The 19,932-nt window shown below is 64.8% G+C and carries 14 protein-coding genes; 11 read left to right on the top strand and 3 right to left on the bottom strand.

The window, feature by feature from the left end; genetic code table 11:
- Window positions 1–16: 16 nt before the first annotated feature.
- Genes AC5O77_RS09390 through AC5O77_RS09410 form a run of 5 tightly spaced genes read left to right on the top strand, consistent with a single transcriptional unit; the run spans window position 17 to window position 11,190 of the window.
- Entirely contained in the window at window positions 17–4,603 is a 4,587-nt protein-coding gene (locus AC5O77_RS09390; RefSeq protein WP_494506723.1) for a tape measure protein, read from the top strand.
- Between the two features lie 30 nt (window positions 4,604–4,633).
- Window positions 4,634–9,034, top strand: a complete 4,401-nt coding sequence (locus AC5O77_RS09395) for a hypothetical protein (protein ID WP_494506724.1) — start codon at window positions 4,634–4,636, stop codon at window positions 9,032–9,034.
- Between the two features lie 20 nt (window positions 9,035–9,054).
- A complete protein-coding gene (locus AC5O77_RS09400; RefSeq protein ID WP_494506725.1) occupies window positions 9,055–9,486 on the top strand; it encodes a hypothetical protein in 432 nt (143 codons plus the stop codon).
- On the top strand, window positions 9,486–10,214 hold the full coding sequence (locus AC5O77_RS09405) for a hypothetical protein (RefSeq protein ID WP_494506726.1): 729 nt from the start codon (window positions 9,486–9,488) through the stop codon (window positions 10,212–10,214). The genes AC5O77_RS09400 and AC5O77_RS09405 overlap by 1 nt, the downstream gene beginning before the upstream one ends.
- 43 nt (window positions 10,215–10,257) lie before the next feature.
- Window positions 10,258–11,190 carry an SOS response-associated peptidase family protein gene (locus tag AC5O77_RS09410; RefSeq protein WP_494506727.1) on the top strand — a complete coding sequence of 311 codons (933 nt, stop codon included), beginning with the start codon at window positions 10,258–10,260 and terminating at the stop codon, window positions 11,188–11,190.
- Between the two features lie 31 nt (window positions 11,191–11,221).
- On the opposite strand, the gene AC5O77_RS09415 is transcribed toward AC5O77_RS09410, so the two are convergent.
- The gene (locus AC5O77_RS09415; protein ID WP_248853820.1) at window positions 11,222–11,485 is read right to left on the bottom strand and encodes a hypothetical protein; all 264 of its coding nucleotides are present in this window, start codon (window positions 11,483–11,485) and stop codon (window positions 11,222–11,224) included.
- 193 nt (window positions 11,486–11,678) lie between these two features.
- Here AC5O77_RS09415 and AC5O77_RS09420 point away from each other — a divergent pair, with 193 nt between their 5' ends.
- From AC5O77_RS09420 to AC5O77_RS09440, 5 genes are all read left to right on the top strand, one after another.
- The gene (locus AC5O77_RS09420; RefSeq protein WP_494506728.1) at window positions 11,679–12,023 is read left to right on the top strand and encodes a hypothetical protein; all 345 of its coding nucleotides are present in this window, start codon (window positions 11,679–11,681) and stop codon (window positions 12,021–12,023) included.
- Window positions 12,024–12,250: 227 nt separating this feature from the next.
- Window positions 12,251–12,613: a hypothetical protein gene (locus AC5O77_RS09425; protein WP_494506729.1), complete on the top strand. Its 363-nt coding sequence runs from the start codon at window positions 12,251–12,253 to the stop codon at window positions 12,611–12,613.
- A 130-nt stretch (window positions 12,614–12,743) separates the two neighbouring features.
- Entirely contained in the window at window positions 12,744–13,550 is an 807-nt protein-coding gene (locus AC5O77_RS09430; protein ID WP_189720461.1) for an exodeoxyribonuclease III, read from the top strand.
- The gene (locus AC5O77_RS09435) at window positions 13,547–14,851 is read left to right on the top strand and encodes an AmpG family muropeptide MFS transporter (protein ID WP_478058376.1); all 1,305 of its coding nucleotides are present in this window, start codon (window positions 13,547–13,549) and stop codon (window positions 14,849–14,851) included. The genes AC5O77_RS09430 and AC5O77_RS09435 overlap by 4 nt, the downstream gene beginning before the upstream one ends.
- Before the next feature lie 78 nt (window positions 14,852–14,929).
- Window positions 14,930–15,160 (top strand): hypothetical protein, encoded by a 231-nt coding sequence (locus AC5O77_RS09440; protein ID WP_088023589.1) that lies wholly within the window; start codon window positions 14,930–14,932, stop codon window positions 15,158–15,160.
- Between the two features lie 70 nt (window positions 15,161–15,230).
- Here AC5O77_RS09440 and AC5O77_RS09445 read toward each other — a convergent pair whose 3' ends face one another.
- Window positions 15,231–16,358: an anhydro-N-acetylmuramic acid kinase gene (locus AC5O77_RS09445; protein ID WP_180838592.1), complete on the bottom strand. Its 1,128-nt coding sequence runs from the start codon at window positions 16,356–16,358 to the stop codon at window positions 15,231–15,233.
- A gap of 65 nt (window positions 16,359–16,423) precedes the next feature.
- Window positions 16,424–17,896, bottom strand: a complete 1,473-nt coding sequence (locus AC5O77_RS09450) for a M23 family metallopeptidase (RefSeq protein WP_478058377.1) — start codon at window positions 17,894–17,896, stop codon at window positions 16,424–16,426.
- 167 nt (window positions 17,897–18,063) lie between these two features.
- On the opposite strand from AC5O77_RS09450, the gene tyrS reads away from it, so the two are divergent.
- On the top strand, window positions 18,064–19,275 hold the full coding sequence (tyrS, locus tag AC5O77_RS09455) for a tyrosine--tRNA ligase (protein WP_134951770.1): 1,212 nt from the start codon (window positions 18,064–18,066) through the stop codon (window positions 19,273–19,275).
- Window positions 19,276–19,932: the final 657 nt, after the last annotated feature.

The following is a 19,932-nucleotide window of genomic DNA, read 5'->3' on the forward strand; positions in this document are numbered from 1 at the left end:
TTTTTTTGGAAGCGCGATGAGCCTTTACACCCTTACCGTTGACCTGCTGCTGAAGTCGGGCTCGTTCGAGCGCGACAGCGGAAAGGCCGCGCGCGTTGTTCAGCGCGATATGGCAGCTATTCAATCGTCCATGTCGGACGCGGCCAGGCGCGGAGCCGATGAGGTTGCGGCAGGATTCCGTCGCGTTGCGTTCGAAGCTGTGGGCCTTACCTCTGCCCTGGTGGCCGTCAAAGCCGCAGTTGGCAAGGCCGACGAATGGACGAACCTCAACAACCGGTTGCGCCTGGTCACTCAGGGGCAGGCGCAGTTTGCCGCGGCGCAGGCTGACGTGATCCGGATAGCCGGTGCTGCGCGACAGCCTCTGGGCGCCACCGCGGAGCTGTACCAGCGCATCGCCATGAATCAGGAGGCGCTCGGTCTGTCTGGTCGTGATCTGGCACGCGTTGTCGAGACGATCAGCAAGACGATGGTGATCAGCGGCACGTCCGCCGCTGGCGCAGATGCTGCGCTTGTGCAGCTGGGGCAGGCGTTTGCCTCGGGCACCCTTCGTGGTGAAGAGCTGAACTCGGTACTTGAGCAAGCGCCGGCCCTGGCCCAGGCCATCGCCAAGGGTCTGAACGTTCCAATCGGGAAGCTGCGTGAACTGGGTGCCGCGGGCAAGCTGTCGTCGGAACAAGTGATCAACGCCCTGCAGAGCCAGGCGGGGGCGGTGGACGACGCATTCGGCAAGATGGATTCTACCGTTGGGCAGGCAATGACGCTGTTCAACAACAACCTTCAGGTCATGATCGGCCGTGCCGACGAGGCGACCGGCGCATCCAAGTTGCTTGCAGCTGGCATCGGCGCCCTCGGCAGCAACCTGGAGGCGGTGGCGGTCGCTGGAGCTGCAGTCGCTTCCGGTCCTCTGCTGAAAGCCCTCCTGGCGAGGGTCGCTGCTGCCAACGCAGGAGTGGCGGCTGATCGGGCTGCAGCGGCGCAGAATTTGGCTGCTGCACAGCAGCTCGAGCTACGGACTCGCGCCGCGATGCTCGATGCTGAAGCGGAGGTACGCCGCTCGGCTGCAATCGGAGGTAGCGTATCGGTGAGCAGCAAGGCCGCCGCAGCGACTCTGGAGCACCGCCAGGCGACACTGCTGCTGGCTCAGGCGCAAACGCAGGCTGCAGCTGCCAATGCCGGATGGCTGGCGCGTGCTGGGTCCTCGACTCTCGCCATGCTGGGCGGTCCGGCAGGCATTGTCACGATGCTGGCTACCGCTGCAGCCGGCTGGTTGATCTTCCGGGACAACACCAAGGTCGCATCAGCTGCCCTGGTCGACTTCGGTGGTGCAGCTGACACCGCCATCGAGAAGTTCAAGACCCTCAACGCCCAGATGCAGGCCGGTGAAATTCTGCGCCTGCAGAAGGAGATCGATGAGAACTATCGGACCATCACAGGTTCGATCACTGAGATGGTGGCGGCGGCGACGAACTTCGCTACAGCGAGCCAGGCATCCGAGTTCATTCAAGAAACCCAACGGCTCGATGCTGCCTTCAAGGCTGGAAAGATTGGCGCCGATGAATTCTCCAGCGGATTGGAGGCAGCATGGCGGGCGATGATTGCTGGCTCGCCCGCTGCCGCTACGGTGGCCAAGAGCCTCACGGAAGAGACCGCCGCCGCTGCGACTGCTGGTCGAGAGGTCGATCGCAAGCGGGCGATCTTGGATGCGTTCACTGGCAGCAGCACTCAGGCGAAGGGTGCCACCGACGCGCTGTCGGGCTCGTTCAATGTCCTGGGCGACTCGGCCGGCGCTGCTGGGAAGCGGATCGCGTCGGCGATGCAGTCGCTGCCTGGCCAGCTGGCGCGCGTCGGCAAGAGCGCGGCAGAGGTGGCAAAGCTGGACGTGGGCGACTGGTTCAAGGAGGCCCAAGCCAGCGGCGTCGACTTCTCCAAGCGCGACGACCCGAAGGTCAAGCAGTACCTTGAACAGGGCGCCCAGTACATCCGGCTGCAGACCGAGCTGGCCGCGGCGCAGAAGAACTTCACCGAATCGCGCAAGGCTTCGTCGGCCGCAGAGCGTGCGGGAGCGAAGGACCGCAAAGCCGACGCGGAGGCAATCAAGCGCTACGGCGAGCAGGCGGCGATGGCTGCCGCGACCATGGCTGGCCCGCTGGCTGAGGCCACCGAGCGCCAGAAGCAGCTCGAGGACAAGCTGAAGGAAGCGCTCAAGGAAGGGCGCATCGAGCGTGCCGCGTACAACACGCTCGTGCTGGAGTCGCAGAAGGCGTTGGAGCAGTCCAGCGCTGAGATCAAGAAGGCCCTGGCCAGTCCAGAATCGCTGCTGGCGACTATGGACGCCGAGGTGGCCATGCTCGGCAAGGTCGGGCGTGCGCGAGAGCTGTCGCGCCGGCAGATGATGAACGAGCGCGACATGCGGCAGGAGCTGCAGAGGGCCGTGGAGGCGGCAGGCAGCAAGGAGGAGCTGGCCAGGAGGAAGGGCGTTGCCTCCTATGAGGCGTATGAGCAGTCCATGCTTGCTGCGGCTCGCGCCTCGGCCGATCTGTCGCTGCGGGTGGAAGAGGCTGCAGCGAACGTAGAAGCATGGGCCAACGTGCTGGTGTACGGCGTTGGCGATGCCGCCGATGCTATGGCCGACTTCGTTGCTGGCGGCATGCGCGACTTCGACAACCTGTGGGACGACCTGAAGGACGCCGCCAAGCGCGGCCTGCGCGATCTCGCTCGCGAGTTCCTGCAGCAGAAGCTGGTGATCCCGATTCAGACGCAGATCCTCAACGGGATGAGCGGTCAGGGCGGTGGGCTGAACCTGCAGAGCTTGATGGGGTTGTTCGGCGGCAACGGCTCGGCGGCGGGAGGTCAGAACCTGAGTACGGTGGCCGGCCTGCTCTCCAAGGGGCAGGGCCTGTTCGGCTTCGGTCGTTCGGCAGGTGCCGCGGCGGGAAGCCTGACAGGCTTCGGCGACGTGACCAGCATGGCCGGGATGACCGGTTCCAGCTTCTCGGGGCTGATCGGCGGCGGGAGCGCCGGCGCTGGTGCCGGTGCAGGAGCTGGTGCGGCCGGCTCGGCAGCTGCGGCGGTGCCGATCATCGGCTGGATCGTGGCCGGCATGATGAAGAACGCCCAGCTGTTCGATCAAGGCTGGAACATCGCCAATGGGGAGAGCTGGGCCGGCAAGATCGCCACCGCCGGGGCTGTCGGCTTGGCCGACAAGGGGTTCCGTGCCCTGGGCTTCAACGACAAGGTCGCGTCGATCCTGTCTGGCTCCAGCATCCACGCCAAGCTGTTCGGCCGACAGGCGCCCAAGGTCACAGGCCAAGGCATCACCGGCAGCTATGGCTTCGGCGGCTTCGACGGCCAGAGCTATGCGGATATCAAGGCCAAGGGCGGCCTGTTCCGCAGCGACAAGAAGTGGACGCAGTTCGGCGCACTAGATCCGGGCATCGATCGCACGTTCGATATGGCGGCGCGGCAGGTGCGTGGCGCGGCGACCGATCTGGCCAAGCAGTTGGGTGTGGACCTTACCCAGAAGCTCGGCAGCGTGCGAGTAGACCTGGGCAAGCTCCAGTTGTCGGCGGACTCCACCGAGGCCAAGGCGCAGCTGGAGGCTTACCTCGCCGATATGACCAATCGGTTGTATACCGAGGCGGTCAAGGCGGCGGGGTTCGGTGGCCAGCTCGACGGCTACTTCGAGTCGGCGGACGTGTTCACCGCGCTCAGTGCGTCGATCGCGCTGGCAGTGGGCAATGCCGATGAGCTGGGCCGAGCACTCAACGGGCTGGAAGTCGACAAGGTCAACAAGGCGGTCGACTACTTCCAGGACCTGGCCGGCGTCGCCGGCACGGACTTGGCCACCCAGGTGCAGAAGGTGACCGGGCTACTCGGCAACTACGCCAGCCTCATGGCCGACGTGAGCACCCAACTGCTGACGGCCAACCTGACGCAGTACCAGTCGCAGGCGTTGTCGATCGAGCGCACGTATCGCCAGCAGGTGAAGTCGGCCAATGACTACGCCAAGGCGCTGGGCTTGTCCGGCGCCCGTGCGGAGGACCTGGCCAAGATCGAGGCGCTGCGTGCCACCAACATGGGCAAGCTGCAGGCACAGATCGACAAGGACAAGAAGGCCATGCAGTACGGCCTGTCGATCAGTGATCTTTCGCCGCTGACGGACCAGGAGAAGCTGGGCGAGGCGATGAAGGAGCTGGAGCGGGCGGTATCCGGAGGCGACACCAGCGCTGCACAGGCGGCCGCTCAGGCCGCCCTGGGCTTTGGCCGGAACCTCTACGCCAGCGGGCAGGACTACAGCAGCCTATACGGCCGCGTGACTGGCCTCATCGATGGCATGAAGGTTGGTGACCTCAATCAGCAGGACGGCACCAGCATGGGGGCGCTGGCAGACGCCATCGAGGCGCTGCCGGATAACTTCAGCCGGGCCGTGTTCGACCTGGTCGTGAACAACGACGCTCAGACGCAAACCACTGCCGCAGTACAGCAGAGCAACGCTCTGCTCGCCGAGCAGAACCAGCTGCTCCGCCAACTCGTGTCTACCACTACCCAGGGCGTACGCAACGCCAGCAGTTCAGCGCTGCGCGAAGCACTCAACGCGAGGTAATCAGCAATGCAAGCAAGGAAACTCACGCTGGTGGAAATCGGCGTGGGCGGGCTGCCGTCCGCGTCTCCGGTGGCACCGCGCTTTTCCACGTGGTTTCCGGTGCCCTTCAAGGCGCCGGACGTGCCGCCGGCGAACGGGGTTACCCCCACGCCGGTGGCCGACGGCGTCGTGCTCGAATGGGACGCCGTCAATCTGGAGGGCGTGGTCTACGTCATCTCGCGCAGCGAGAGCCAGGATGGCCCGTGGACGGAGATCCACCGCACCACCGAGACGCGGTACGTCTACAGCGACGGCAGCGGCAAGACGTGGTGGTTCCAGATCACCCCGACCGTGCGCGGCAAGACAGGCACCGGAACCGTGGTGGGTGTTGTTCCGCCCACGACCTCCAAGGACCTGGCCGAGCAGCAGGCCAAGCTGGCGGCGGAGATCAGCGCCCGGATCCAAGCGATCGCAGACGAGGCGGCGGCACGCGCTGCCGGCCTGGCGCAGGCTGCACAGGACCTGGCCGCCGAGGCACTGCTGCGGCAGCAGGGCGTGACCGAGGCCCTGCAGGCGGTCAGTGCAGAGGCCCAGGCGCGAATCGATGCGCTCCTGAATGAGAAGCTGGAGCGCGAGGCGGCGATCAGCCATGAGCAGCAACTGCGGCAGAGCGCCGATGAATCGCTGGCGCGCGCAGTGTCAGAGGTTGCGGCCGGCAGCGGCACGCAGTTCGACAGCATCAAGCTCTGGCCGTTCAACCAGACCACCGAAGGGTGGACCGGCAACGGTGCCCCCACGCTTGTGGATGGCTGGCTGCGGCCCGCAAACCACGCCACGGCGCCGTGGGTACAGTCGCCGGTGGCGCTGGCCGTGGACGGAAGCGCATATCGTTTCGTGAAGCTGCGCGTGAAGCGCGTGGGCTCGCCGACGTGGAGCGGGTTCCTGCAGTGGATCACCGCCACCGACCAGGCGTGGAACACGCAGAAACGTGCGGCCATCTCGGAACCGGCGTGGGACGTGAATGGCGTGGCCACAGTCGACGTGCAGGACATTGCTTGGTGGCCGGCCACGGTTGATGCGATTCGCCTGCAGCTGGGGGCGGCGCAGACCGTCGCCAACTACTACCTGATCGACTACATCGCCGTCGGGCGTCCGCAGCCGGGCGCGTCGGTCGCGTTGGTGCAGGAGGAAACCCAAGCCCGGATCACGGCAGACGCGGCGGAGGCCACCCAGCGCACCGCACTGGCCGTGCAGGTGCGCGGGAACTACACCGGGACGGATCCGCTGCAGCTGACCGCTGGCCTGGCCTACGAGGAGCTGAAAGCCCGAGTGGCTGCGGACTCGGCGCAGGTGCAGCGCATCAGCACGATGGAAGCCCGCATGCCGGTCGGCACCGGTTCGCTTGCAACCGCGGCATCAGTGACGGCGCTGCAGGAGGCCACCGCGACCACGACGAGCGCGCTGGCGCAGTCGATCACGACGATCAACGCCACATTGCCCGCGATGATTTCGCAGGGCAGCAGCATGGTCCTCAATGGCTCATGGCAGTCCGGCAAGGACGTTGGCTGGACCTACGACCCGGGTGCCACCGGCACGAGCTGGCCGGCGACGGAGGGGCGTGCAGGAGGCATGTGTGTGCGCTTCGACCCGGGGACCATCCGGCAGAAGGCCGCGTACGCCAATGGCCGCACCACAATGCCGACGAGCCCGGGCAAGAAGTACCGTTATGGCTGCTGGTATCGCAGCAGCCCGGACTTCAACGGCACTTCCGGCAACAGCAAGATGCGATTGGCGAATCAGAACGGAGAGCTGATTGGCGGGGCGACGTTCTTCGTGGCTGACAAGGCCAGTTGGACGTACCTGAGCGCCGTTTACACGATCCCGGATAGCACTTCGATCACCGGGTTGCAGCTGAGCATCCTGGCCGACAACACCGCCGGCACGTTGTGGGTCGACGACGTTGCGCTGGAGGAAGTGACCGAACTTCTCGCGAACGCACAAGCGATTTCGGACCTCAGCACCAGCGTGACGCAGTTGGGCAATACGGTCACGTCGCAGGCTGGACAGCTGACGGCGCTTCGCAGCGACCTGACCGGCGTTTCCGGGAAGACCGATGCCAACACCGCGGCGCTCACGCAGCTGAGCTCGCGCACCACCGCGGTGGAGGGCAAGGTGGAGACGATGGGCACCAGCGTGACGAAGCTGGAAGGCCAGATCCAATCCGTCGGCGGCGACAACCTGCTGTGGAACAGCAGCATGGAAGATGCCCCGGTAGCCACCGCGGCCCCAACCGGGTGGAACCTGGAGCGTATCCGTAGCGACGTGGGCGGGACCTTCTCCTACGTCGATTCGCCGCTATCCGGTGGTGGCAAGGCTGTGCGCCTCGAATGGACGGCTATCAACGCCAAGGATTGGGTGGGCCTGAACCGAGCCGGCCCTGGCTCCAACTACGTGAAGGTGGATCCGAACACCGACTACACCTTGTCCTCTTGGGTGCGCGGCACGGCGGGAACGAAAGCCCAGATCTACGTCCAGTGGATGAACGCTTCGGGCGGAACAGTGCTGGGAACCGTGACCTTGCCGGAAGTGGTCATGACCAGTCAGTGGCAGCGGCTGATTCTGCCCGCTCGTTCCCGCGGTGACGCTGTGCTTGCTCGCGTGTACGTGGGGCGACAGTTCGCAGACCAGCCCGGCGCGTACGCCATCGAGATCGACAACGTGCAGTTCCAGCGTGGGTTGGTAGCCACTGAGTACCGCCCGAGCGGTCAGGAGGCGATCAACGTCACGACGCAGAACGTGTCCGCCGTTTCCGGCCTGACGACCCGCATGACCAACGCCGAGAACAAGGCGACGGCTCAGGCGGACCAGCTCACCGTTCTGTCCAGCACCCTCAATGCGTCGTTTAACCGTGGCGAGAACCTCAACGTCAATGCGATGTTCGACGGTGATATGGCGCCCTTCGTCAAGGGGAACACCAACCAGCAGAACGGCGATGTGACCTGGATCTATGGTGGTGGGCAGCAGGGCAGCGCAATCCAGATGGTGCACAAGGCCGGCGCAGCCGCTTCACCTTTCGTCTACGCAAACGGCGGTCGTTGGGTTCCACTGAAGACGGGGCGCAGTGGTCGCAAGCTGCGAACTGTGATCGTTGCCAAGGTGATGGCTGGTGATGCAACGCTGACCGCGCGCTGCCGGGTTCGCCATAGTGCCGGCGAGGGCAACAACGATCAGACCACGCCGAACCTCACGAGTGCCTGGCAGCGGTTCGTGCTGGAGCATCCCGTGGGGGACGACCGCACCGAGGCCATGAGCCAGGTGTGGATCACCAATCGTGGATCTGGTGACGCAACGGTCCTTGTCGATCGCATCGAGTTCTACGACGTGACCGACGAGCTGCTGATCAGCGCCAACGCATCGGCAACGGCCGGGCTCACCACGGCGGTGAACCAGCAGGGCACCAAGCTGGACGCGACTGCGCAGGACCTCACACAACTGAAGACGCAGGTTGGAGATGTCAACGCCACGGCCTTCAACCAGATGAAGACCCAGGTGCAGCAGGACGGGCAGAACATCGCCGCGAATGCTGAGGCGATCCGGGGTGTGCAGGCCAGCGTGGACGGTAAGGCGGACGCATCCATTGTCGAGACCATGCAGGTGAAGGTCGGCAACCTGGGCGCAGGTGCGAACCTGATTCCCAACAGCACGTTCCCGGGCTGGAGCGCCGCGGGCTGGACCGTCCCCAGTGGCTTCGCCATCGCCAATCACGCAGGGACCAACTACATACCATTCGGCTACCAGTCTGCCTATTGCGGCATGCGGCCTGCTACTGGGGCCGTGGGCGACCGTTACTGGACCAGCGCCGGGCCCATGCCCGTCACCCCAGGTAAGCGTTACGCGCTAGCGGTCCGGGCTAACCTGCACCGCTGTCGTGCCGCCTTCTACATTGAGTGGTACGACTCGGCGGGGGGTGTGATCGGGAACACGGCGGCGTCGGCCCCTTGGGTTAACCCGATTGGCGCGAACGGCCAGCACACGCCACTGCGCGTGGACCAGTACCCGCGAGGGTACGTCATGGCGGTGGCCCCGGCAGGCGCAGTCACCGCAAGGGTAGTCATGATGATTGAGCGCATCGCCGACGCAGTCCCGTCTCAGTATTTCTGGGTTTTCGACCCGATTTTCTGCGAGGTGCCTGCAGACGCGACGGAGGTTCCGGCATATCGGCCGGGCGGGCTGGAGGCATCGGCTCGCTGGGGTATCGACGTGACCGCAGACGGCAAGGTGGCGGGTATCGGGCTGGCAGCTACTGGGCAGTCGTCGTCGTTCGACGTTTACGCAGATGTGTTCCGTGTGTCTGCGCGTGCTGGTGGCCGACGCACCGAGTACAGCGATGGCCACTGGCGCGCTTATGACGAGGCTGGGCGTTTGCGGTCCAAATGGGGTTCTTGGGTCTAAATGGGATCTTGACGAAATGGATGGGCGACCTCCGGGTCGCCCGTTTTTTCTGGCATGAGGAGCAAGCTATGCCCGCAGGTTTTCAGGCATGGGATGAGAACGGGGTGTTGATCTGCGACCTGTCGACTGCGTTTGGACAGGTCCACAACATCCGTCAACTTCCGCAGTACCCCCCGGGGCAAGCGCCCGCTTCTGGACGCTTCACCGTGCCGTGGCCAGATCTGCCTGGCACGCGGTGGTACTTCTACAACCAACCGATCCTCAACGTCCGCACATCGAGGTTTGAGCCGTGGATACCACTGGCTCCGCGTATTTGGCTGGAGGGCAACGATATCTGCTGGGACTGGCCGATGTACGACCGTTGGACCCGGAACTACGACGGTGGGGACGGTCAGAACGTGCACCGCTACGCGATCCTGGGCGGCGGCTGGGTGTGCTGGGGGGTGCGCTGATGCCGGCGGGTATTCAGATCTATAACGACGCCGGCGCAATCCAGATCACCGACGAACAGGCGCACCTCTGCCTACGGCGCGCAGGCGTGGTTTCCGACGCTAACTTCACCGTACTCAACCCTGGCGCGGACTATCAGACAACGAAATTCGTGGTCATTGACCTTGGGCAACTCACGGCGCCAATGCTGTTCCTCCGGGCTGGCAATGACAGTAGTCGCTGTGCTGGCTACCTTGCCCAAGAGGCGAACGGGAACTGGTACGCCTACATTGGCGTGTGGTGGAATTTGCCGGTTGCGCAGATCAATTGGTGGGTGTTCGACTTGTGGGACCCGCCTCGCCCGAATGCGGGTCTGGAGGTGTATCAAGTCGATGGGCGCATTGCCTTTCACTGTGGCATGAGGCCCCTTCGTATCTTGGGGGCGCCAATGGTGCCTGGCGACCAGCCGCCCATGTCAATGAACGATCCGAACGCATGGTTCGACGGTGGAACCTATGGAGGCTCACCTGCAATGGGGGCCACTGTGCCGCGCAGCCAGCTCTATATCGGCGGGACAATTGCGGCTCCTACGTTCATCGGTGGCTATTTCAATGGCGGCCAGCTTCGCTTGAGCCAGGTGAACATCGATATCGGGGACAACTACAAGGTCGATCCAGCCGGCCTGTATAGGCAGAACTATGCCGTACCTGTGTTGGTTGCGGATATGGCCGGCTACCCGGAATGGATGTAGGCAATCACGCTGCCATAAGGCGTGCTGCGGCCAGACTTCGCCCATGTGCTACTCCGCCCAGATCACCGCCGCCTACCAGAAGCTGGTCAGGATGACCGGCGCCACGCTGTCGCTGCAGGAATTCGCCGCGCTCTATGCTCACGACCCGGGCAAGAAGCGGCCCAAGACCCCGAAGGCGATGGACGACGCCTTCCGCGCCGGCTCCAGCCCGGAGGAGCTGGCAGTGTGGGCTGAGGTGGAGCAGTGGAACCGGGCCGAGGCCGCGGTGCTTGAGCAGGAGCTGTTCGCCAACCGCAAGCGCCTGGCCGATGCCGAGCGGGCGCTGCAGGTGAAGGAGACCAAGAAGGCCCGGGAAGATGTGCGGATCGCCGGCAACAAGATCGATCGCGCCCTGGCCAAGCTGGCCGACCTGAAGCGTACCGACCCCAAGGACCGGGATAGCCGGATCTTCCCCGGCGTCTATGCCCCAGTGATCGTCTCGGAGGGCGGCAAACTGGTGATCAGGCCAATGCGCTACCAGTGCCGCCTGGTCGGGAAGCCGGCCAACTACGACCAGCGCTACCCGGGCACCTACAACGCCCGCCGCGACAGTCTGGAGAAGTTCTGGGCGCCGGCCTTCGGCCACACACATGGCCTTCTGGTGGTCGATACCTTCTACGAGAACGTGGAGGGGCCGGACGGCAAGAACCAGGTGGTGCAGTTCACGCCGCGCACCGGTGAACCGATGCTGGTGGCGTGCCTGTGGTCGCACTGGAAGGATCCGGCCGGCAAGGAGCCTGATCTGCTTTCGTTCGCCGCCATCACCGATGACCCGGAGCCCGAGGTGGCCGCCGCCGGCCACGACCGGACCATCATCAACATCAAACCCGAGCACGTGGATGCCTGGCTCAACCCGGATCCGGCAGACCTATCCGCGCTGTACCGGATCTTTGATGACAAGCGGCACCCGTTCTATGAGCACCGATTGGCAGCGTAGGTGACCGCCGGGTAGATCGGCGGTGTCCCCGTCAGCGAATGTAGCGCTTGCGCGAGCCGTTCGACCGAAGGCGGGCGGCCAGGTTGTTCGAGACCATCACTCTCGCTGCTTCCCGGAACATGTCTTGCCAGTCATTGAACGCGGTGCTAGTGCGGACCATGGAATCTAGCTGCTCCTGGCCAGAAGCAATGCTCAGGCCGTGTTCGTCGAGCATGTGTTGTAAAGAAGGAAAGCGGCTGTGGTGACGAATGAAGTCTGGGGACAAGGCTTCGAGACCGACGGGGATGGCATTCATGATTGCTTCCTCTGCGCCCCGCAGACCGTGGCGGTCAGCTTCAAGGTGCGGCGGGATTAGAACCGGCCTGCGTCCGAATGTCCAGATAAAAAACGTTATAAATCAGGAGCATAACAGTTATGTTCGGTCGGCGTTATTGAGTTGTTTGCCTTTTGTCTCAGTCAGTGCGACGTCCTGCCGTATCCTCCCGGCCATGCCGCTCCCCGCCGACTTCTACTGGACGACTAGGTTGGCCAGCCACCCGAATGACACCCCGACTGTGATCGCCTGCCATGGGGTGTGGGTGGTGGCCATGGCTGAACGGGTGAACGATGGCATCTGGATTGCCTCGCTGGACCGGCACCGGCACGGCCCGGGAGGACCGTTCCGCTGGTGCAGCAGCTACGCGCAGGGCCGGGCCGGCGCCGAACAATGGGTGGTCAGGCACGAGGCGAGGTTGCGCGAGGACGTGGCCTTGATCCGGGCCTGGCAGGAAAAGGTTCGGGGCAACCGGCTGGCCAAGGCCGACCAGGATCCGCCATTCGGATGGATGGGGTAGGCGCCACCTACCTTGGGTGGGTAATAGACGGACTTCCCGTCCTACACTGCCGGTCTTCGATGCTCATGGTTCGGTAGGCCTTGGGAACAGGTGGCTTGGCGGATGCACTCCGTCGATTACCCACCCGCCTGGCTTAACGTCCGTCTATTACCCACCGCCCGCCAAATCTCAAGCGGTGCGATTGGGCCGGAGCACGATCAAGGTTCTTTCACAGCCCAGGCGGCTTCATGAGAATTCCCGTGTTGCGCTCTCCGCGCTCGACTTCCTCTATTGCAGAGGACTTGCTGGATCATGGGATTGTGGTGGTTGACACAATGAGGACGCATGCCCAGCGCCTGGCCCACGAGCTGCGAGAGGAGCTTGGGATAGGACCCGTGGATTCCGAACGGGAGGATGCCGAGTTCCTGCTTCACCTGTCCTGTGACGTAGAGCCCCTGAACGACTATGGCTGGGTCGACTATTACGTCCACAGCGGGACCTGCCCGGTGGATGCCATGGACGCGAAGGAGCTGGTGCGTACAGCCGTTCTCCAGTGGGGCATGGCCAGGAAGCCCGATTACTTCGTCGCCCGGGTGGCCTCCGATCGGTAGCATTGGGGCACAGCCGGAAGTAGGCTTGCCGACGCAATGTGTTGGTACGCAGCGCCATGAATAGTTGGTACTGGTGTTGGTACGGAAGGCACTAAGCCAAATAGACCTCCTTTAAGAACAATAGGTTACTGTGACTTTTCGCATCATCAGTTTCAACGCCAATGGCATCCGCTCCGCAGCAACCAAGGGCTTCCTCGACTGGTTCCGGTCCCAGGACGCCGACGTCCTGTGCATCCAGGAGACCAAGGCCCAGGAAGACCAGCTGACCGACCCGATGTTCCGCCCGGACGGCCACCACTGCTTCTACCGTGACGCCATCACCAAGAAGGGCTACAGCGGCGTGGCGATCTACAGCAAGCGCGAGCCGGACCAGGTGATCACCTCGCTCGGCTGGGCCCCGTTCGACGACGAAGGCCGCTACATCGAGGCGCGCTACGGCAACCTCAGCGTGGTCTCCTTCTATATCCCGTCGGGCAGCTCGGGCGACCTGCGCCAGGGCTTCAAGTTCGAAGTGATGGAATGGCTGCGGCCGATCCTCGAGGAATGGGCGCGCAGCGGCCGCGACTACGTGCTGTGCGGCGACTGGAACATCGTGCGTTCGGCGCTGGACATCAAGAACTGGAAGTCCAACCAGAAGAACTCCGGCTGCCTGCCGGAAGAGCGCGACTGGCTCAATGCCCTGTGCGCCGACCATGGCCAGGCCACCGATGTCGCCGCCGGACGTGGCTGGGCCGATGCCTACCGCCTGCTCAACCCCACCGGCGAGGACTACACCTGGTGGAGCAACCGTGGCGCGGCCCGTGCCAACAATGTCGGTTGGCGCATCGACTACCAGTTCATCACCCCGGGCCTGCGTGACCGCCTGCGCAGCTGCTCGATCTACCGCGACGAGCGCTTCTCCGACCACGCGCCGTTCATCGTGGACTACGACCTGTGACCGAGGCGGCCACGCCGGTCAGCTACAAGGGCTGGGCAGGAATCAAGCGTGCCTTCGGTACCCCGTCGGCGCTGACCATGGCCATGCTTGGCTTCGGTAGCGGCCTGCCGTTCCTGCTGATCGCTTCGCAGACCCTGTCCACGCGCCTGCGCGACGTCGGCCTGGACCTGGGCAGCATCGGCCTGATCAGCCTGGCCAGCTTCTTCTACCTGCTCAAGTTCCTGTGGGCACCGTTGCTGGACCGCTATGCGTTCCCGTTGCTGGGCGGGCTTGGACGCCGCCGCTCATGGTTGCTGGTATCGCAGGTCGTTGTGCTGGTGGCCCTGGTTGCGTTGGCCTTCGTGCGGCCCGAGCAAGGGGTCTGGCCGTTGGTGATGTGGGTACTGGTGGCCTCCTTCGCCGGTGCCACCCAGGATTCCGCGGTCGATGCCTATCGCATCGAGATCGCGCCGCAGTCTGCGCAGGCCGCGCTGGCCGCAACCTATACGCTGGGTTACCGGATCGGCCTGATTCTGGCCGGCGCTGGTGCGCTGTACCTGGCTCAGTTCGAAGGTTGGATCGTCGCCTACCTGGCGATGGCCGCGCTGATGCTGCTGCCGATCGTCACCACCCTGCTGTGTGCCGAACCAGAGCGCCCGGCCACCGCGATGCAGCGCCGCATCGACATTGCCGAAGCCTTCGTCCAACCCATTTCCAGCTTCTTTACCCGCAATGGTGTGGCACTGGCGCTGGCGCTGCTCGCATTTGTCGGGTTCTTCAAGTTCCCCGATCAGGTCATTGGTGTGATGGCCGGTCCGTTCTATCTTGATTCGGGGTTTGACAAGGCCGACATCGCCACCGTCTCCAAGCTGTTCGGCGTGTGGATGGGAATCGGCGGTGCTTTCCTGGGCGGTATCGCAGTGGCCGCGTTCGGTTTCCGCCGCATGCTGCTGGTGGCCGCACTGGGCGTGGCGCTGTCCAACCTGGCCTTCCTGCTGATGGCGCACAACCCAGGCAAGCTGTGGGCATTCTATGCCGCGCTCAGTGCCGACAACCTGTTCCAGGGCTTTGCCGGCACCGTGCTGGTGGCCTTCATGTCGTCGCTGACCGACCGCAACTTCACCGCAACCCAGTACGCGCTGCTGGTCTCGCTGGCCAACCTGCCCGGCAAGTTCGTCGGCGGTGTCTCCGGCTACATCGTCGAAGCCACGTCCTACAGCACGTTCTTCATTCTCAGCTCGGTCACCGTGGTGCCGACCCTGCTGCTGCTGGCCTGGCTGTGGCCGCGCATCGCCGACCGCGGGCCACCGCCGGTCGCCTGATTGCCTGCCCGCCCGGTCTGCGGGATCATCGCCCCCGACGCGCCGAGGGGGCGGTGCCTTGCGAACGGGGAAGTGAGCATGGCCGACGTTGTGCTGCGGGACCTGGACCCGCTGCTGCTGGAACGTATCCGACGTGTCGCGGTTGCCCGCGGCTGGACCCACGAACAGACCTGCACCGCCTTGCTGGAGCAGGGCCTGTTCAGCAGTGAACTGGAGGTCCGCTCCGGCTTCGGCGATCCCGAAGTGGACGCGCTCTCCGATGCCATCGCCGCCCTGCAGGCCCTGCCCGCAGGGCAGGGCTTCGATTAACGCCCTTGTAGCGTCGAGCTATGCTCGACCGCCGTTCCCGGTAGATCCACGCCATGCGTGGATGACCACCTCACGCCAGGTGGATCGCCCCCAGGATCCGCGGCCCCGTCGCCCCGGTCACGCCCGGTAGGTTGCCGGCCAGCCCGTCCATCGTCCGCTGCGCCAGCCAGGCGAAGCCCATCGCTTCCACGTACTCCGGGTCCAGCCCATGCACCGCGCTGGACTCCACCTGCACCCCCGGCAGCCGTGCAGCCAGCCGCTTCATCAGCTGCCGGTTGCGCACCCCGCCGCCGCAGACCAGCAGGCGCCGGGTCTGTGGCTGCTGCGCCAGCAGCGCATCGGCCACCGTCGCCACAGTCAGCTCCAGCAGGGTGGCCTGCACATCGGCGGCAGCGTACTGGCCTTCGCCCATGTGGGCCTCGGCCCAGGCCAGGTGGAACTGTTCGCGGCCGGTGCTCTTCGGCGGCGGCAGCGCGAACCACGGCTCCGAACGCCAACCCGCCAGCAGGCTCTCGTCCACCGCGCCACTGGCGGCATACGCGCCGTCGGCATCAAAGGTGCGGCCGGTGTGGCGCTGGCACCAGGCATCCATCAGCGCGTTGGCCGGGCCGGTATCGAAGCCACGCACCGCGCCTTCGCGCGGGATCAGGGTCAGGTTGGCGATCCCGCCCAGGTTGAGCACGGCGCGGTCTTCATCAGCCGTGCCCAGCATGCCGAGGTGGAAGGCTGGCATCAGCGGCGCACCATGGCCTCCGGCTGCCACGTCGCGGCGGCGGAAATCACACACCGTGGTGATCCCGGTCAGTTCGGCGATGCGGTTGCCGTCGCCCAGCTGTACGGTGAAGGCGGGGTTGGCCAGCGGACGATGGCGCACGGTCTGGCCGTGCGAGCCGATCGCGCGGACCTGGCTGCGGTCCACACCGGCCTCGGCCAGCAGTTGATTGGCGGCTTCAGCGAAGCTGATCGCGATCCGCGCGTCCAGTTCGCCCAGCTCCTCCAGCGAGTCCAGCGGGCCCCCTTCGCCCAGTGCCACCAGCCGCGCCCGCAGCACCGGCTCCCAGCGGGCGGTCAGGCCATGCACGAAGCGGCAGCCAGCGCCGCTGGGGAACTGCACCAGCGCGGCATCGATGCCATCGGCGCTGGTGCCCGACATCAGGCCAAGGTACAGGGGGGCGTCAGCGTCGACAGTTGTGTTCATGGCAGGCATAAAAAAAGGACGCGGCAAGCTTGGGCTGCCGCGTCCTTCTTCGTCAACGCAGGGGCTCAGCCGCGCTTGCGGCCGGTTGCCTGTTTGTCCTTGGCGCTGGCAACCTCGGGGGCGGCCTCGTCGCGGCTGGTCGGTGCCGGGCTGGCGTCGGCGTAGATCAGCTTCTCCATGCCCTGGATGCGCGCCATCGCCGGTGCGGTCTGCGCGCGGAAGGCGACCAGCTCGGCGCCCTTCAGCGGCTCCGGCGGCGGCATGGTCACGGTCAGCGGGTTACGGTGCTCGCCGTTGACGCGGAATTCGTAGTGCAGGTGCGGACCGGTCGCCAGGCCGGTCGAGCCGACATAGCCGATCACCGTGCCCTGGGCCACACGCTGGCCGGTCTTGATGTTCGCAAAGCGCGACATGTGGCCGTACAGGGTGGTGTGGCCGCGGCCGTGGTCGAGGATCACCACGTTGCCGTAGCCGCGCTGCACCCCGGCGAACTGCACGCGGGCGTCGCCGGCGGCCATGATCGGGGTGCCGGTGCGCGCGGCGTAGTCCACGCCCTTGTGCATGCGCATCTTGCCCAGCACCGGGTGCTTGCGCGCGCCAAAGGTCGAGCTCAGCCGTGCGAACGGGATCGGCATGCGTATGAAGCTCTTCTTCAGCGAACGGCCGTTGATGTCGTAGTACTCGGACTTGCCGTTGCGGTCGAAGCGGAAGCCGGAATAGGTCTTGCCACCGGTGGTGAAGGTCGCCGCCAGGATCTTGCTGGTGTCCACCTTCTCGCCTTCGCGCCAGGTTTCATCCATCACCACGCTGAAGCGGTCGCCCGGCTGCAGGTCCTTCGAGAAGTCGATGTCGTACTTGAAGATGTCGTCGGTCATCGTCGCGATCGCCGACGGCGACAGCCCGGCGCGCCTGGCCGCGGCATACAGCGAGCTGGTGATCTCGCCGCTGGTGACCACCGTGCGTGTGGAGGTCTCGCGTTTGGTCACCTTCTCCTTGATGTCATCGCCGGCCAGGCTCAGTTCCACCCGGTTTTCGGCATCGCGGTCGAAGCGGATGCTGCGCAGGTCACCGGACAGCGGCATGTCGAAGGCGATCTCGGCACCCGGGCGCAGCTTGGTCAGCGCCTCACGCGCACCTGGGTGGTCCAGTACCCGGTGCAGGGTGGTGGCCGGAATGCCGGCCTTGTCGAACAGGTCGCTCAGGGTCTGGCCGCGCTGCACCCGCAGCACCTGCCAGCTGTCTCCGGGCACCTGCTGCTGGCGGGCCATGGTCAGCGGCGGCAACGGCAGCGCCAGGCTGGTGTGGCTGTCGGCGAAGGGCGCGTCGATGGTGTGCGAGAAACCCGGGACGATGGTCGCCACCAGGGCGCCGATGGTCGCGAACAGGCTGGCATGCATCCAATGACGGCGGGTCCAGCGCTCATTGAAGGCGGCGGGAAGATGTTGCCTGAGCTTCCGATGCAGGGCGTTGTCGTGCAGGACGTGGAGGCGTTCCTGGAAGCGCTGCTTGCGTGCGCGCCCTTGTTCGGAATTGTGCATCGGCGGTTTTTTCCTGGCAGCCCGGGAGCGCGGGCCTGATCGCCGGTTACCATAGACACCTGAGAAAACCGCGTCAAACCCTTGTGCCCATTGGCTTTTGTGAAGCCAATCGGGTTAACTTTGCTTTAACACCCCACACAAGAATCGGCGTTGCCGGGAGTAGTCACGTGTCCTCGATTGAAGAAGCCCTTGCCCTGATCGGCCGTGGTGCCGACGAGATCCTCAAGCTCGAGGATCTGCGTGCGCGCCTGCAGGAAGGCCGCCCGCTGCGGATCAAGGCCGGCTTCGACCCCACCGCGCCCGACCTGCACCTGGGCCATACGGTGCTGCTGAACAAGATGCGCCAGTTCCAGGACCTCGGCCACCAGGTCATTTTCCTGATCGGCGACTTCACCGGCATGATCGGCGACCCGTCCGGCAAGAGCCTGACCCGCAAGCCGCTCAGCAAGGACGACGTGCTGGCCAATGCCCGTACCTATGAAGAGCAGGTATTCAAGGTGCTGGACCGCAACCGTACCGAAGTCCGCTTCAACTCGGAGTGGTTCGGCAAGATGGGCGCCGCCGACATGATCCGCCTGGCCGGCCAGCACACCGTGGCGCGCATGCTCGAGCGCGACGACTTCGCCAAGCGCTATGCCGCCCAGCAGTCCATCGCCATCCACGAGTTCCTGTACCCGCTGGTGCAGGGCTACGACTCGGTGGCCTTGGAAGCGGACGTCGAGCTCGGCGGTACCGACCAGAAGTTCAACCTGCTGATGGGCCGTGGCCTGCAGGAACACCACGGCCAGAAGCCGCAGGTGGTGCTGACCATGCCGTTGCTGGAAGGCCTGGACGGCGTCAACAAGATGTCCAAGTCGCTGGGCAACTACATTGGTATCAGCGAACCGGCCATCGACATCGTCACCAAGACCATGAAGGTGGACGACACCCTGATGTGGCGCTGGATCGAGCTGCTGTCCTTCGACATCAGCCAGGCCGAAGCCGTACAGCTGCGCGAGCAGGTGGCCAATGGCGGCCTGAACCCGCGCGTGGTCAAGCTGCGCCTGGCACGTGAACTGGCGACCCGTTTCCACGACGCCGCGGCGGCCGAGCAGGCCATTGCCGGCTGGGAAGCGGCGGTGACCGGGCAGGGCGACATCACCCAGCTGCCGCTGCAGGACGTGGCGATCCCGGCCGAAGGCCTGCGTATCGCCGCACTGCTGACCGCGGCCGGCCTGACCCCGAGCAACTCCGAAGCCAACCGCAAGCTCAAGGAGCGCGCGGTGAAGGTGGACGGCGAAGTCGTGGAAGATGGCCAGCAGGTGCTGCAGCCGGGCTTCGAAGGCCTGCTGCAGGTCGGCAAGCGCACCTTCGCCCGCGTGCGCCTGGTCGCTGCCTGACACCAGGGAAGGGCCGGCGCAGCCGGCCCTTCCTTATGTAGAGTCGAAGGCAACGGCAGGAGCCGTTGCCAACGTCGCTTGCGACGGCCCGGAGGGGGCCGGGCAGGACGCCCGGCATAGCCATGCTCGACTACTGTTGTTCTTCGCAGGATCCATCCGGAGGCCGTGCTTCCAGCGCGATGGATGAACGGATGCAACATCCGTTAAAAAAAATCGCCACACCCCCTTCACAAATGATGCAAATGGGGACATACTTCTCCTCCCCCGTCGCAGGGGTCGCCACCAAGGGGCTTCAGCGACAACAGGGCGCCCACCACCGCCGAACGAGATGATCGAACGAAGGTGTTGACGGACTGAAAAAGTCTGGCATAATGGGCGGCTCGCTACGGAGGAAACTTCGCAGCACACGGAAACGGCGCTGAGGCCACTTCCCCGGATCTTTGAAAGTATGCGCAGGTATCTTGTGAAGGCGCCTGCAGGAAGGATGATTGTCCATCTTGCAGACGTTTGATCAAGCAACTATTAATCGCTTTAAAGCAAGCGATACGTTGCCAGAATCAATCATCTGCAGCTTTAAATTTTGATCTTCGGATCATGTCGTTTTAAGTGAAGAGTTTGATCCTGGCTCAGAGTGAACGCTGGCGGTAGGCCTAACAC

Source organism: Stenotrophomonas sp. INTA L402-1, from assembly GCF_059295135.1.